This window comes from Nocardia sp. TBRC8007 (assembly GCF_056629435.1).
This window is the reverse complement of sequence record NZ_JBWSOR010000037.1, coordinates 1-13,542: the sequence shown is the minus strand read 5'-3', so window position 1 is coordinate 13,542 and position 13,542 is coordinate 1. Positions and strand designations below refer to the sequence as shown.

Here is a 13,542-nt window from a genome sequence, read left to right as displayed (position 1 = left end):
TCTTGCACTGGCAAATACACAGCGATTACGAAAAAGCCCGTTATACACCGCTTTTTCCGATGAATACCGCTGCAGCAGCGTTGCTTTGGTACGTGGGTACTCGATACATGCGGTATAACTACGCCATGTTCCAGGACTCCCATTCAGCTCTGTTCTGGAACATGGGCTCGAATGTGAAGGGGAACAGTGGTTGTGGATGGTATCGACTCGCTAACGGAGTCCGTACACGCGTGGAGTGGGAGTGCGACGAACTTGCTCGGGGTGGTCATCGGCGGTGAGGCCGCACAGCGGATCGCGCAGGGCACAGGCACGCTCTGCGATGTAGTCCTCGCGGCATGGGCGACGTGTGTGGATCCGGCCGAGGCGGTTGTGCAGTACGCCGAGGTGGCCGAGGCCGCGGGGCGCGTTCGGAATGGAGGCGAGCGCTGCGCTTGAGCGAGCAACAGATGCCGGGCACGGTTCGTCCGCTGCCCTGATTCGACGATGGCCGCCGACGACCACGGCGGCTATCGTCTCTCATCGCATCCCGGCTTACTCGCCGGGGCGTTCCATATCGCGCAATGCCAGAGCGACGAAGTCGCGCATGGGTATGCCGAGCGCGGTGCACAGCGCGTGCAGTTGTTGCATATCCGGCGAGCGTTCGCCGTTCTCGAAGCGTTGAATCGTACTGATCCCCAATCTGGTCAGTGTCGCCAGTTGTGGGCGAGTCAGATTCCGCCGTGCCCGCGCGGCGCGTAGTTCGTTACCCACCGCGCGATTGATCTCCGAAGCCGCCCTGTTCACACCCATACGGACTATTCTGAGGTCCGAATGGCTATGTGGCAAATGAAATGGCAAACTTCGGCCTGGCTGCTCTGAATCTTCGGTGCGACCCAGCCTATATACCTTCGTGAGTTGCGACAAGTCCAAACGGAACTTATTGTGCTCCATATGGAACATCTGGACCGTATGGTTGCGGACCTGGTGCGGCACGCCATGTCTGCGGCTGGGTTGACCCGAGCCGAACTCGCGCGACTATCTGGCGTCTCGGAAGAGATATTGCTGGACAGGCTCGACGCCCGAGATTCGTTCAACCTGTATGAGCTCGTTCGCCTTGCGGCGGTGCTGGACTGCCGGGTAGCTGATCTGATGCCTGAGGCGGAGGGATTGGATTGACCACCCGGGTCCATGACGCGTCATATATGCCCCCGCTCTGTATGAGTGTGATATGAATCACAAATTCTATTCGATCCAAAAGCGGCTGAATAGCGAACTGGTAGCTACCGCAGGGATGGTCTGCGACCGGGCTCAGCGGGAGCCCTTGCGGTGGGATGGCTTCGAGGGATGGTGTACCGGGGTGGCCGGATCGTCATACCTGTGCGGTGGAGAGTCGCGCAGTCGAACCAACGGCGCGGTGCGGAACTCGTGACGCCCCGAATTCGTCCAGAATGTATCGATCCCACGGTGGATCTGTTCCGTCGGCACATCGGTCGCCGTGTTGTCTTCGTTCCTCCCACCGGTCCTGGTCGCGGCACCGTCGAGCACGGTGTGATCACCTCGGTCGACCACCGGATGGTCTATGTCGACTACGGATATCCCAATCCGGTGTGGCCCGAGCTGGGCCATTCCATTGCCACGCATCCAGCCAACTTGTATGTGGAATCCATTGCGGAATAGCTGAAAGCTTCTGGGAAGAAAGATATCCCGGATTCCGCTCGCAATGTGACACCCGTCGCGGGTTGCTCGGCACGCGGTCCGTTCCGTACCGCGGCCTGAGCGGTACGCGCGGCAACCGAATTCCCTGATCGACGCCCGCCATCTGGTGCGCGTCCGGTCGAGCATGTTTACGAAAGGGACTCAGCCATGACCAGATTCGAGCCACCGCGCCGCTACGGCTTCCGACCTGCCCGCATCGCGAACGAAATATTCGACGTACTCATCGTCGGCGGCACCTGGAACTCCGATGGCGCAGGCGTGTGCCGTGTCTTTGCCGACGCGTTGGATCCGGAAGTGTTTGTACCGCAGTTTGTTCCGTATCCCGCTGATTACGGTGACCAGGTGACCTACGCCGACAGTGTGGCCGTAGGCAGGCGTGCGCTCATCGCGGCCGTCGCGGCCGCCGAAAACCGGGTAGTGCTCGCCGGCTACTCACAAGGCGCGGGGATCGTGGGCGATCTCGCGGCAGAGATCGGGCGCGGTGAGTTTCCGACGCTCGAAGTGGTGGCCTGCGCGCTCATCGCCGATCCACTGCGTCCGGCGGGTGCCTGCGTCGATACCGATCCAGGCGGTTACGGAATCGCCGGGCAGCGGCCGATCATCGGTATCCCTACCTACTGGGCGGCCGCGGCAGGCGATCCGATCACCGCGCTGCCTGCGGGCAATCCGCTGCGCAGTATCGCCGACCTGTCGACCTACTTCAGTCTGGGCGGTCCTGAGGCGATGCTGCGTTGGGGACAGAGCCTGATCGAAGTCGCGATCGACCACAGGCTACAGCGCTGGTGGTCGTTGCGGAACTGGCACAGTTGGGGCGGCGCTATTGCCTATTTGCGCGGCTATCTGCTCGATGGCAGGCACACCGATGATTACATCCGCCATGGTCACGCGCGTCGGCTCGCCGAGGTGATCAACCACGCTGTGGCCGGAGGAGCCCGCTGATGCCCTGGTTCCAAGTGGACGATCAGCTCGGTTTCCATCCCAAGGTGATCGCCGCGGGCAATACCGCCATGGGCTTGTGGGTGCGTGCTGGTTCTTGGTCCATGCAGCAGCTCACCGAGGGTTTCGTGCCCACTGCTATCGTGCGCGGGCTCGGCTCGACCGCGCAGGCGAAAAAGCTGGTCGCGGTGGGTCTGTGGGCGGAAGAAGACGGTGGCTACCAGTTCCACGGCTGGGGTGAGCGGCAGATGTCCAAAGCCGAGATCGAAGAGCGTCGCCGCAAGCGCGCCGCCGCCGGGCGTAAGGGTGGACAGATATCCGGGCAGGCGCGGCGTGCGCAAGCACATGCTTCAGCAGCCGCTACCCGGCCGGTGCGGCATCAGCGAACCCCTGTCCCTGTCCCTGCCCTCGAGAAAAGCTCGGGGAGAGTGCGACCAGCCGATGAAGCCCCGGCCCGCCGATGCTCGCTGCACCACGACCACCCGGCGCCACCGCCCTGCGGTGCCTGTGCCGAAGCTCGTCGCGCGCGGGAACGCTGGGACGCCAGGCACGGCGCCGAGCGCCATGCCGAGGCGATCAGTCGTCGTGAAGCCGCCCGCCGTTGCGGGATGTGTGACGACGCGGGGTGGCGGCATGCCCCAGCCGAACTGCTCGCGGTGAATCCCGATCCACCGGTCCTGCGATGCGATCACACCACTTCCACCACGCTGGATCATTGGCATTCCATCGCAGAGGAAACGGCACCATGAAGACCCACCGTCCAACGTCGGTGCGACATGGCGGTCCCGTGCGGAATACCGACCCGAACCACCTCTACCTCGACCGCGCCCAGCTACGCGAACTGGTCGAGTTATTGCGGCAGATACCGGAATTGGTCGAGGATCTCGGCATCGCGCTGACCAAGCAGGCGCGGCTGAGCAGCCCCGGCGACTATCGCATGCATCGTAGACCGAGCGAGCAGCCGCTGCCCTACAACCAGGCGGCGGCGCTCGCCACGGACGAATTGCACGCGGTAGTGGTGTCCTGGATGCGGCTGATCTGTGAACAACGTGGCATCGAATACTCCGGTGCGCCCTCGACATCCGGCCTGGCCCGCTGGCTCGACCGCAATATCATCGCGCTGGCGATGACCGAGGGCGCGCAAGACGCGCCCGCCGATATCCGCGCTGTGGTCCAGGCCGCGTGGCAGGTGATCTGTCCAGCGGAAGCGCCAATCACTTTGGATCACAGCAGGATCGAACAGGCACGGCAACAGCGGCTGAATGTTTCGGGAATCGTCGCACTGGCCAAAGAACTCGATGAGCCCTACCGAGGCCTCACCGCGCGGCGAGTGCGGACGCTACGCGATGTAGGGAAGGTCGTGCCCGTACCGGGGCCGTGGGCGCCGCACTGGCCGGAGCTGTACGTCGTGGGCGAAGTGCTGGACGCGCATCTGACATACCCGATGCGGAAACGAGTACGAAATTGAGCAAGAACATCCTCATCGATTGTTGGAAAGCATCTATCTGAATCAGGTGTTGTGCGGCACTTTTAGCACTTGATGTGAGTATTGGCGGTGAACTCGGTCAAGCGAATCACGGGGATTGCTCTTTGATTGCCGAAAGAGCCTGCGATTCGATGACAAATGATAGCCTGAAGTATCTATTGGGTGAGTCCTATCACATGCATAGCGATGCTCTCCGGTGATTCCGCTCACCAGCAATCGGTCTCGACTGGGTCCGATACCTGGATTATGCGTGATCGCGAGTGTGTGCGAAAGGTGTGCACTATGAGGTTCAGTTGGGTAGCTGAAGAACTTTTGGTACGTTTCGAGGTTTGCAGGAAAAGTCGCTCGTTACTGATTGGCTATTTATATGGACTTCGACACGTGGCCGGAAATTTGTTGACCGCTCAATTGCCGTGATAGAACAATCCTGGTCGCCCGCAAACTGCTGGCGGCTTTGGTATAGAGTATCCAAAACGGGGAGATATTCAGTGAGCAAGATTCGTACACTCGGTGCGGTTTTCGTGGCGACGGCAGGCATTGTGCTGGCGGGGACGGGAGTCGCCGCCGCGGCTCCGAAGACCCCAGCAGCTCCCGTGGACACCGGTTCTACGTCGGCAATGGTCGACATTGTGAAGCTGTTGGTGTCCGGTTCGTCGGCTACCAAAACTCCCGGCGGTGGCGCCTCCAACTCCTAGTAGTCGCCGGTCGATAAGCGTAATGCGCGCCACCAGGGCCCGGTGAGCGCATTCGCGTGATCTCTGCCGCATCGACGCTGGGCGAATCACTCTGATAACAGGGTGATTCGCCCGGCTACGTGGCCGGATGAGAATTCCGGTGCTTCGGCATCGAACGTTATTGCCGATACGACAAAGAATTTCTACCTCGAGCGGCGACCAGGAAATCGAAACGGATTCAGACGAAAGCGTCGACTCACTATTTCTAGCCCTTCCGTGCCTTTACTATTTTCCCGGCGCGAAGGTATTCGACTCGCCACCACATAGACCGAAACCAGCTTGCGCTGAGTAAATGACCGTCAGCGGGAAGCTTTCGCTGCGCTGTTGGATCAGGCTGTGGAAAACGAACAGCACATGCTGATCGGCGCGGAAGACGTTGCCCTTGCATGTACCCTGCGCGATGAATCACACGGTCTCGTCCGTGTGCGGATGTTCTGCGAACTCGCCGATTTCGTAGATACGGAGTCGTTCTGAGTCGTCTGCCTCCTGGGAAGCGAGGCCAGGTGGTGCGTCGAGTAGCTGTTATCCACACGCGAGCTGCGCGCTACGTCGCTATCGTCCGCCTACTCGCGCAGTGTGACCCGGAACAGCATCTCTACCTGTATTTTTCCTGTCGACAACGGTATCGGTGTTGACATTCCGGCACCCTTAAGCCAAGCTATTCACAGCGCCAGAGCTGCGCCCTGATCCGGAAAACCCGGGAACTCCCCTCACCCCAAGAGCTTCGATAGAGGCCTCGCCGATAACGGCGAGGCCTTCGTCATTCCCTATCAAGCCACAGGGAATCTCTGATCGTACGTGGCATGTCTCCGAAACTCGCTCGATAGCGACCACAAGCGGGCCAGAGCCTGCCGCCAAGCCGCCTCGAACCGCTCCCGACGCCCGCTGCCCTTTCGCCCGCGGTGTAGACGGATGCGCATGGGGCACTCCGCCCGGCCCCATCACCGGTGACGGGTTCACTACCAGCGCGAAGACGAGATCACGCATGGATGACACCGTTCAGCGGTTACTGGAACTGGTCGATCATCTCGACTGTCCCCAACCGCTCACTCTTGACCAAGCTCATGCCGCTATGCGCGTTCACCGTCACTGCGCCACTGACTACTGCCGGCGTAAACGCCAGGCCTTCCGCACTCTGGTCGCCGCAGGCCGCATCGTGCCGGATTCCTTCCGCCGCTACGGAGATGGACCAGTTCCGCGCTGATATCGCGGATCGTTTGAAAGGTGTTGCTTTGCTGGCGCTTTCGGATCAAGAGCAGCGTGAGTTGTTGGATAAGGTGCGGCGAGTGCATTTGGAGTTGACCGGTGCTTTCCAGTCGCGGGTGACCGATTCGGAGTATTGCGACACCCTCACTGGGTACGTGTTGAATTCCGATGCCGCTGATTACCGCAATGAGCAGCGGTTGCGGGCGTTGGAGTTGAAGTTGGATCGGGTGCTGGTCGTGGTCGAGGAGGTGTCGTGATGCGGGTTACTCGTTTTCCCGAGCCAGCGTTGGTGCGTTCGGTGCTGGTCGCGGTGAGCGGTGTGCTGGCGTATCTGCTGGGTCGTCAGCTCGATACCTCCTGGATCGAACCGGTGCTGACTGTCTACGGCCTGCTGTCCCCGGTGGTGGCCGGGGCGTTGATTCGGCCGGTGGTCACTCCGGTCGACGGCCTGGACGGTGGTGGTTGAGGTGGATACCTTGCTGGACCCCGAGTTGGTGCAGGCGTGTGGAATAGCGTTGGCGTCGGTGATCGGTGCGGTCACCGCCTGGGAGGCGCGGGAGGTGTCGAAGCTGCGGCGGCGGGTGGAGTCGTTGGAGCAGCAGGCTGTTGATGACAAGAGACGGTTTCGGGAGGCGATTGTGTTGATTCGTGCGTTGCAGCAGCATATCGATGAACTGCGTGGTTTCCTGCGTACCCATTTGCCTGGTCATCAGCCGCCTACACCGGATTACCGTATCCCGCCGTCGTTGCGGGAAGAGATCTGACATGACAAGCGCGGCTGCGGCCGCGCACAGCCTGTCGGAACATTTGACGTTCCGATACCAGGAAACCGTTGAGAGACGGTTTCCGAAGCCCGCCCCGCCCGCCGGATCCTCCCGCGGTTCAGCGAATGTGGTTGTAGGACGGCCAGGATGTCCGGGGCGCTCGGTGGTCTTACCCGTGCGTCGCACGCGCGGGTAAGACCGCCCTTTCTCCGGCCGCGCCACCACCTGGCCACGACTGCCGATTTTCCGAGGCGAACGTGGTTCGGGCTGATCGTTTTCGTTTTCGATTCAATGGAGATGACTCGACTTTGACCGTACATGATGAAGCAGCCGATGAAGTCGACGGCGATTCGACCACTGGGACTCTCGAGGTCGAGGTGCGGGTGAAACAATGACAAACCCGTACCCAACGCCTGGACAGTTCCCGGATTTCGAACGAGTTCTTGTCGATCTGTGCACGCCGATCACCGCCACGGTATCGACACTGCCCGCTACTGGAGCCGAGATCCAAGCCAAGCTCCCGTTCCTCTGGGTTCGTCTGGTGAGCGGAAGTACCGATGTCAACGCGATCACCTACACCGCGAAAGTTCGCGTGGTAGCGGTTGCCCAGACACGCGCTGCCGCACAGCAGCTCGCAGCCAGTGCTCGCGATGCCCTGCTCGCTACGCCCGGAACCCGGGTGAACGGTGTGTTGATCGACTGGGCCGAGGAAGCGGCTCCAGACGATGTGAAGTTCTTCCCGCCCACCCTGCAGCGCAGCCAGGGTGTGGCGGATCTACTGAATCTGGATCCGATCAATCAGATGGTCGAGATCGGGTTCACGCTGCACGCCCGTCGCCAGTAATCCGCTGGCGCGCACACCCTATTCACGAAATGGAGAATCCATGCCCGCCACCAATCTGACCGCGCTGAAGGATGCGCAGCGCGAGCTGCTGCTCAAGCCGCTCGACGCCGCGGTATTCCTCGCCCCGTGGTACACCGCCGCCCCGGCCGCCTTCACCGATACGAACGGTGCCCTACAGACCTTGCCCACGGCCTACAAGTCGGTCGGTCTGATCGACAAGAAGTCCGGTATCGCGTTCGCGCGCAACGTGGTCGCCGCACCGATCGAGTCCTATGGCGAGCTGGAGCCGGTCCGCAACGACATCACCAGCGACACCACCACCATCGAGTTCGAGCCGCAGCAGACCAACGCCATGACACTGGCTTTGACCACCAACGCCAACCTGGAGCAGGTCAAGGCGAACGCGCAGTCCGGTGAGGTGTTCTTCGCGCAGCCGTCGTCCGAGCAGATCACCTACTACTCCGCGGTCGTGATCGCCAAGGACGGCAACGACGCCGCGCCGATCTACGTGTTCAAGGTGATGCCGAAGGTCGCGGTCACCAAGTACGCCGGTGAGCAGTGGACCCCCACCACCATCATCTCCCAGAAGCTCACCCTGACCGCCTTCAAGGACGACACCGCAGGCTACTCCGTCGCCCACGGCTTCGGCGGCACCGGTTGGAAGAGCCTACTGACCAAGGCCGGAATCGCAACCGCTACCCCGTAATCCACGGCCCCCCAGTCGTGGTTGTTCGCCGCGTGTCTCCGGTCGCGGCGAACAACCACATCTCTTTGACGCAGTACCGGAGATGAAGAAAGGTCACCATGTCTGCCATTCCCACCGAATACCCCGTCACCCTCACCGACGGCGAGATCGAATACCAGGTCTTCGACGCCACCGCCTTCGTCAACGCGGTGTACTCGCGCGGCCACCGGCACATCACCGCCACCGCGGCCGATCAGCACTGAGCAAGCCCGCGACAGCGCGGGTGGCTTCGCGGCCGGACCTTCCCCGCCGCGAAGCCACCCGGCGTCCGCATCCCCATCAACCGGAGAAAAACCCATGGCATCACCACGCAAGCACCCCGCGAAAACCGGCATCAGCGACGAAGGCCGCTTCTACGAAATCCAGCGGGAACTGACCGCGAAACGACGCGGCCCCTACCAGCTCACCAGCGATATCGCCATCCAGCCGATGACCCGCCGCCAAGCCAAAGCCCTGCGCGACACCCAGGACGAGGAACAGCAACTGGCCATCCTGCTCGGCGATCAGTACGAGGCCGTCGAGGAACTGTTCGACGACCGCCCGATCGATGAGTGGATCGCCTTCCAAGAAGACCTCTACGCCCACTTCTTCGGCCAGGGCTCCACGGAGCTGCCGGGGGGATCAGCGGGCTCGTAGAGTTCTGGGATCGTTTCGGTGCCGCGCTCGACTACGACCTACTCGAACGCGGCATCGACATCCGGGACTGCTTCGGGCCCGAAGACCTCCGCACCCGCGATTGGCGCACCATCTGGCGGTTCAAAGACCAGCTACCACGCGGATCGCAATACAAAACCGCACTCGCGATGGACCTGCAGCTGGCCGAACAACTCCTCGCACTCGAAACCGATGACCAATTCCCCGAAGCCGAGGACCCGACCCCCGATGGCTACACCCTCGACACCTATCTGCTACTGACAATCATCGACGGGCTACAAGGCGTACAAGCCGCCGTCATCGCCGCAGCGGGCGCCGACCCACCCCGGATCAAACCCATGCCCCGACCGGTGACCGCACTGGACAAGGTCCGAGAAGAACACAGACTACGATCCATGCAAGACCTGATCGGAGTATTCTCCGCCCAGCCGCCCGACGACACGCCAGAAGATAACGAAAAGAAGCAACCCAGCGAGGCCCCCGCGCACAGCGGCAGTGCTGCCGCCGCTGAAGCGCGGGCTTGAACAAACAAATGGTGAGTCGAAGCCGACTCCGCGAGAGGAAAAGATGGACTCGTCAGAGTACTTCAACCGTGAGCTCGTATGGAAATGGGCCAGCGATGTAGACGATGAATTCCAATTTCGCACCATCGTCGACGGCGTGGTCTTGGAATTGATTCTAGGCGACTTCCCTGCAGAGTCTGCTTACTTTCTATCGATAGACGGTCGCCTGGTTGAAGAATTCGATGAGCTACCCGATGAATGGAAAATACGTTGGCCCGTACTAAGGTTATTTCCTCGTATATTTAGCGCCGAGAAAGGGTATAAATTCAGGGCGTTAGGACTATTTCTATCGATGTCCGCACTCAACCTGGAGCAGCGATCGCGGAAAATACGAAAGGCATTGGGATTAGGTCGGAATCGTCTGGGCAACACATAGAGAAGCCTGAAACGTCGATAGAAAACTTGCTACCAGGCGTTCGGTAAATGGATTAACAGCACTCTGATAGATCTGTTCATCCAGGGAGTTTCCGGCATCGACACGGTGACTATGCAGCAGCATAGTCACCGTGTTGTGCAGTCACTGTGGCCGTGGCGAAATTTCATTCGAATGACGTTCGAAATAATCTATTTTGCGCACAGGTTGATGAGTACTCTCTGTGCGACATCGAAGCCGATCGGCTTTTGATATTTCTACATGTAATTACTTTATTCCATCGGATCGGCGCAGGTGATTCTGTTGGCCGATTTCTCTGCTGCTATGCCAGTGGGGCCTCGCTATTCTGCAGATTCTCTTCAGTCTGCGGTTGACAGCTAAATGGTCGAGTGATTCGAGTGCGTAAATACCGAATTGTGACTCCAGGGCGTACATACGACAGGTGTATTTATTATGAATTCTATTGGAGAGGCGCTGCCTCCTGGCGAGTTTCCTGAGGAGCCGAAGCGTAAGCCGAATAAATTCCGGCCTCCCCGCATGTTTCGGCGCCCCGATGTGCCGGTGCCGGCAGACTCCGAGTTGGGTGAATTCGCCCCACCTGATCGGAAGGAAGGGTGGGGGGAGTCATTCCAGCGGATCAGGCAGTGGTACAACTCGCAGACAGCGAATATCCCAGAATTGAATGAGCGTCGGAAAGAGGAGGGGGTACCACTCGAGGCAAGGGCGCGGGAAGCGCAAGAGATTCGACATCGCGCGCGTCTGACCGGCCGTGCAATGGATCCAAAGTATCCTCGAGTGGTGGGAGTTCAGCTCCGCGACTTTGCTAAATACGGTCACGGTGATGGACCGACCTTCGAGTCCCTTGTCGAGAAGAAGCGCAGTCAAGGAATGTCCGAAGAAGAGGCTCATGAATACATCATCGATAGCTCGAGCCGGACGAATGCCAGGGTCAATCGGTTGGCCGGTATAAGTACCGGAGCAACAGAAGAATCGGAAGGAACCGACGATATCCGGTCCCAGGGCTCTTCAGACCGATCCCTTATCAGCAAGCATGACAACCCGCCGCGTAAGCAACCGGGTGCTGGTCCAGGTACTCCGCACCGGGATCAGATGAAGAAGCCGGGTCGCCTCGGGAATCTCGCCGGTAGGTCGAAGAAGGCATCGCCGGCCGTAGCCAACACATTCAAGAACACGCCCGGTAAGGCAGGGCGTGCCGCTGGTGGCACCGCGGCCCTGCTCGGTGGTGCGGAAGCGTCGGCCGGGATGCTGCCGGAGTTGTCGGCGGCGATGGACAATCCCATGGGGGCCGCCGGACGGCCGCTGGGCGGAGTATCCGGTATGGCGGGGCAGCTCGGTAGTGTGGGGGGCGGGCAGGTGGGTGCGGGTCCGGCCGGGGGTGGCCGGGGTGGTTCTTCTGCTGCGGGGAAGGCTGCCCAGGCAAAGGGTGGTGGCGCGGCGAAGAAGTCGACGGATGCGATGAAGAAGTCGACCAAGGCGGCGAAGGCCTCGACGGATGCGATGAAGAAGTCGACCGAGGCGGTGAAGAAGTCGTCGGAGGGGTTCAAGAAGTTCTCCGCGGAGCTGAAGAAGTCGGCCAAGACGTACAAGAGCGCGTCGTCGGCGACGAAGCGTATGACCGGGGCGCAGAAGAACCTGAACAAGGCGATGCGGGCGAATCCGCTCGGCATGATGGTTACCGTGATCACCACGGCGATCGGTGCGATCGGTTTGTTGGTGGAGAACTGGGACAAGGTCAAGGCGGGCTTCGATTGGGTGCACAAGAATGTGTTGATCCCGGTCGGTAAGTGGTTCTCCGATATCTGGAGCGGGACTGTTGTGCCCATGTTCCAAACCAGCGTCGAAACCGTCAGCGGGTTCTTCGAGGGGATGGGCACAACGGTCAAGGGGGTATGGGACGGCATCGTCGAAAAAGTCCAGGGTGTCGTGGGGACCATCGCGGATCTGCTCGGCAATATTCCGATACCTATAGTGCAGGACTTCGCTGCCGGCCTGAAGGGTTTCGTGAGTTCGGAGAATCCGGAGAAGAAGGCTGATGGCGGTCTGCTACGGGGTCCGGGTGGGCCGCGGGATGATGTCATTCCGGTGCTGGCTTCCAATGGCGAGTACATCGTGAACGCGGCGTCGACTGCTGAGAATCTGCCGTTGCTGGAGGCGATCAACAGTGGTGCCACACCGAAGTTCGCCGACGGTGGGTTGGTGGCGCACGAAACGTTTTCCGATTGGGCCGGGAAGTCGGCAACCGATGCCGCGAATCAGTTCTTCTTCGGACCTGAAGGATGGTCCGAGCCCGAGTATGACGAGGACAAACCCCGGACACCGGAACAGGCACGCGACGACGTCTTCAACCGTATGCGCGTCGGATTCGCCAATGCCGCAGGCGTGTTCGCCTCGGGAATGGTCGGCGATGCCATGTCCGAGTTGGGGGTCAGCCGTGTCCCGCCCTTGATCCAGGGGCTCGTCAAAGCGGGCATCGCTATCGACGAGCACACGAAGGAGGGGGAGGAGGCCCGCGCCGAGCAGAAAGCACAAGAAGACGCGGAGAACTCGACCGATGACGGTGACGCGGAGACCGACACCGATACCATGCCGGAAGACGAAGCGGGTCTGCCGACGAAGGCCGCGCGGTTGATCGATCTCGCCAAAAGGGTCGAAGGCGCCCGCTACGACCGGGGCGGGGTGAACTGGGGTGATTGTTCGGGGGCGGTATCAGCGTTGGCGAACTTCGCAGTGGGCTTGCCGCCCTTCGGTTCCCGCTTCGCTACCGCCACTCAACGCGAGGAGTTGGCCGCCCGCGGCGCTAGACCCGGCCTGGGGCCGACCGGCAGCTTGAACATCGGCTGGTACCACCGCGGCGGCGAGGACGGGCATACCGCCGCCACCCTGCCCAACGGTGTGCACTTCGAGATGGGAGGCCGCCGTGGTAACGGCCAATACGGTGGCTTCGCCGCCGGCGCCGACCACCCGCAGTTCACTACGCATGCCCACTTCCCACCGGGAATGTTCCTGGCCGCAGGGGGGTCGGTGTCGGGTGCGGGGTCCTCGATCGGGGACCTGATCCCGGCATGGTTGTCGGATGGAGAGTTCGTGGTCAACGCCCGCTCCGCAGACGCCAACCGCTCACTGCTGCATGCGATCAACCAGGACGCGAGCGCGTTGTCCACCCTGACCCAACCCACCCCGATCCCGACCCGCGCCCTGGCGGGGGCGGGTGTCGGTGGCGAGAGTCTCGATCAGTCGACGACCATCCATCTGTCCACTCCTGATGTGGATACCGCGTTCCAGAAAGCCAAGACCTGGGAAGCGCAACGCGCGCTGACCTATACCAGTCGGTGGGGGTGATCAGGGAGGGGGCGTCATGCGTTGGCGCGCTCTTGGGGTTGAAGGGCGGGGGCTCGTTGCGGCGCTCTGCCGAGGCCCCGTTTCCGGCCGAGTGTACGGGCGCGTCAGCGGAGGCGACTACATTGCCTATTCGGGGCCAAGCCGATGGCCTTGCGCCGGACCCGAAAACCCGACCCAGTACT

The 13,542-nt window shown here is 61.2% G+C and carries 18 protein-coding genes; 17 read left to right on the top strand and 1 reads right to left on the bottom strand.

Going from position 1 to position 13,542, the window contains the following annotated elements:
* Positions 1-252: 252 nt before the first annotated feature.
* Positions 253-435, top strand: coding sequence for a hypothetical protein (locus ACX4ZE_RS20015; protein WP_480275000.1), 183 nt, complete (start codon positions 253-255; stop codon positions 433-435).
* Between the two features lie 96 nt (positions 436-531).
* Here the strand turns inward: ACX4ZE_RS20015 and ACX4ZE_RS20010 are convergent, their stop codons facing one another.
* A complete protein-coding gene (locus ACX4ZE_RS20010; RefSeq protein WP_480274999.1) occupies positions 532-789 on the bottom strand; it encodes a helix-turn-helix domain-containing protein in 258 nt (85 codons plus the stop codon).
* A gap of 141 nt (positions 790-930) precedes the next feature.
* On the opposite strand from ACX4ZE_RS20010, the gene ACX4ZE_RS20005 reads away from it, so the two are divergent.
* The 16 genes from ACX4ZE_RS20005 to ACX4ZE_RS19930 all read left to right on the top strand — a co-directional run bounded on the left by ACX4ZE_RS20005 (position 931) and on the right by ACX4ZE_RS19930 (position 13,360).
* Complete coding sequence (locus ACX4ZE_RS20005; protein WP_480274998.1) at positions 931-1,155, top strand: helix-turn-helix domain-containing protein; 225 nt, start codon at positions 931-933, stop codon at positions 1,153-1,155.
* Between the two features lie 288 nt (positions 1,156-1,443).
* Positions 1,444-1,656 (top strand): hypothetical protein, encoded by a 213-nt coding sequence (locus ACX4ZE_RS20000; RefSeq protein ID WP_480274997.1) that lies wholly within the window; start codon positions 1,444-1,446, stop codon positions 1,654-1,656.
* Positions 1,657-1,842: 186 nt separating this feature from the next.
* The gene (locus ACX4ZE_RS19995) at positions 1,843-2,634 is read left to right on the top strand and encodes a PE-PPE domain-containing protein (protein ID WP_480274996.1); all 792 of its coding nucleotides are present in this window, start codon (positions 1,843-1,845) and stop codon (positions 2,632-2,634) included.
* Positions 2,634-3,380 carry a hypothetical protein gene (locus ACX4ZE_RS19990; protein WP_480274995.1) on the top strand — a complete coding sequence of 249 codons (747 nt, stop codon included), beginning with the start codon at positions 2,634-2,636 and terminating at the stop codon, positions 3,378-3,380. The genes ACX4ZE_RS19995 and ACX4ZE_RS19990 overlap by 1 nt, the downstream gene beginning before the upstream one ends.
* Positions 3,377-4,099 carry a hypothetical protein gene (locus ACX4ZE_RS19985; RefSeq protein WP_480274994.1) on the top strand — a complete coding sequence of 241 codons (723 nt, stop codon included), beginning with the start codon at positions 3,377-3,379 and terminating at the stop codon, positions 4,097-4,099. The genes ACX4ZE_RS19990 and ACX4ZE_RS19985 overlap by 4 nt, the downstream gene beginning before the upstream one ends.
* A 506-nt stretch (positions 4,100-4,605) precedes the next feature.
* Positions 4,606-4,812, top strand: a complete 207-nt coding sequence (locus ACX4ZE_RS19980) for a hypothetical protein (protein ID WP_480274993.1) — start codon at positions 4,606-4,608, stop codon at positions 4,810-4,812.
* 375 nt (positions 4,813-5,187) lie between these two features.
* On the top strand, positions 5,188-5,325 hold the full coding sequence (locus ACX4ZE_RS19975; protein ID WP_480274992.1) for a hypothetical protein: 138 nt from the start codon (positions 5,188-5,190) through the stop codon (positions 5,323-5,325).
* 515 nt (positions 5,326-5,840) lie between these two features.
* The gene (locus ACX4ZE_RS19970; protein WP_480274991.1) at positions 5,841-6,314 is read left to right on the top strand and encodes a hypothetical protein; all 474 of its coding nucleotides are present in this window, start codon (positions 5,841-5,843) and stop codon (positions 6,312-6,314) included.
* Positions 6,311-6,523: a hypothetical protein gene (locus ACX4ZE_RS19965; protein WP_480274990.1), complete on the top strand. Its 213-nt coding sequence runs from the start codon at positions 6,311-6,313 to the stop codon at positions 6,521-6,523. Before ACX4ZE_RS19970 ends, ACX4ZE_RS19965 begins: the two co-directional genes overlap by 4 nt.
* Position 6,524: 1 nt before the next feature.
* Positions 6,525-6,821 (top strand): hypothetical protein, encoded by a 297-nt coding sequence (locus ACX4ZE_RS19960; RefSeq protein WP_480274989.1) that lies wholly within the window; start codon positions 6,525-6,527, stop codon positions 6,819-6,821.
* 391 nt (positions 6,822-7,212) lie between these two features.
* Positions 7,213-7,665 (top strand): phage tail termination protein, encoded by a 453-nt coding sequence (locus tag ACX4ZE_RS19955; protein WP_480274988.1) that lies wholly within the window; start codon positions 7,213-7,215, stop codon positions 7,663-7,665.
* 40 nt (positions 7,666-7,705) lie between these two features.
* Entirely contained in the window at positions 7,706-8,371 is a 666-nt protein-coding gene (locus tag ACX4ZE_RS19950) for a phage tail tube protein (protein ID WP_480274987.1), read from the top strand.
* 98 nt (positions 8,372-8,469) lie between these two features.
* A complete protein-coding gene (locus ACX4ZE_RS19945) occupies positions 8,470-8,613 on the top strand; it encodes a hypothetical protein (RefSeq protein ID WP_480274986.1) in 144 nt (47 codons plus the stop codon).
* Between the two features lie 94 nt (positions 8,614-8,707).
* A complete protein-coding gene (locus ACX4ZE_RS19940; RefSeq protein WP_480274985.1) occupies positions 8,708-9,046 on the top strand; it encodes a hypothetical protein in 339 nt (112 codons plus the stop codon).
* A 167-nt stretch (positions 9,047-9,213) separates the two neighbouring features.
* The gene (locus ACX4ZE_RS19935; RefSeq protein ID WP_480274984.1) at positions 9,214-9,588 is read left to right on the top strand and encodes a hypothetical protein; all 375 of its coding nucleotides are present in this window, start codon (positions 9,214-9,216) and stop codon (positions 9,586-9,588) included.
* Between the two features lie 1,522 nt (positions 9,589-11,110).
* Complete coding sequence (locus ACX4ZE_RS19930) at positions 11,111-13,360, top strand: hypothetical protein (protein WP_480274983.1); 2,250 nt, start codon at positions 11,111-11,113, stop codon at positions 13,358-13,360.
* Positions 13,361-13,542: the final 182 nt, after the last annotated feature.

Excerpts from the sequence above, each read along its gene's own strand:
- ACX4ZE_RS20010 (WP_480274999.1), bottom strand. The coding sequence starts at position 789 with ATGGGTGTGAACAGGGCGGCTTCGGAGATCAATCGCGCGGTGGGTAAC.
- ACX4ZE_RS20005 (WP_480274998.1), top strand. The coding sequence starts at position 931 with ATGGAACATCTGGACCGTATGGTTGCGGACCTGGTGCGGCACGCCATG.
- ACX4ZE_RS19995 (WP_480274996.1), top strand. The coding sequence starts at position 1,843 with ATGACCAGATTCGAGCCACCGCGCCGCTACGGCTTCCGACCTGCCCGC.
- ACX4ZE_RS19990 (WP_480274995.1), top strand. The coding sequence starts at position 2,634 with ATGCCCTGGTTCCAAGTGGACGATCAGCTCGGTTTCCATCCCAAGGTG.
- ACX4ZE_RS19985 (WP_480274994.1), top strand. The coding sequence starts at position 3,377 with ATGAAGACCCACCGTCCAACGTCGGTGCGACATGGCGGTCCCGTGCGG.
- ACX4ZE_RS19970 (WP_480274991.1), top strand. The coding sequence starts at position 5,841 with ATGACACCGTTCAGCGGTTACTGGAACTGGTCGATCATCTCGACTGTC.
- ACX4ZE_RS19955 (WP_480274988.1), top strand. The coding sequence starts at position 7,213 with ATGACAAACCCGTACCCAACGCCTGGACAGTTCCCGGATTTCGAACGA.
- ACX4ZE_RS19950 (WP_480274987.1), top strand. The coding sequence starts at position 7,706 with ATGCCCGCCACCAATCTGACCGCGCTGAAGGATGCGCAGCGCGAGCTG.
- ACX4ZE_RS19945 (WP_480274986.1), top strand. The coding sequence starts at position 8,470 with ATGTCTGCCATTCCCACCGAATACCCCGTCACCCTCACCGACGGCGAG.
- ACX4ZE_RS19940 (WP_480274985.1), top strand. The coding sequence starts at position 8,708 with ATGGCATCACCACGCAAGCACCCCGCGAAAACCGGCATCAGCGACGAA.
- ACX4ZE_RS19935 (WP_480274984.1), top strand. The coding sequence starts at position 9,214 with ATGGACCTGCAGCTGGCCGAACAACTCCTCGCACTCGAAACCGATGAC.
- ACX4ZE_RS19930 (WP_480274983.1), top strand. The coding sequence starts at position 11,111 with ATGAAGAAGCCGGGTCGCCTCGGGAATCTCGCCGGTAGGTCGAAGAAG.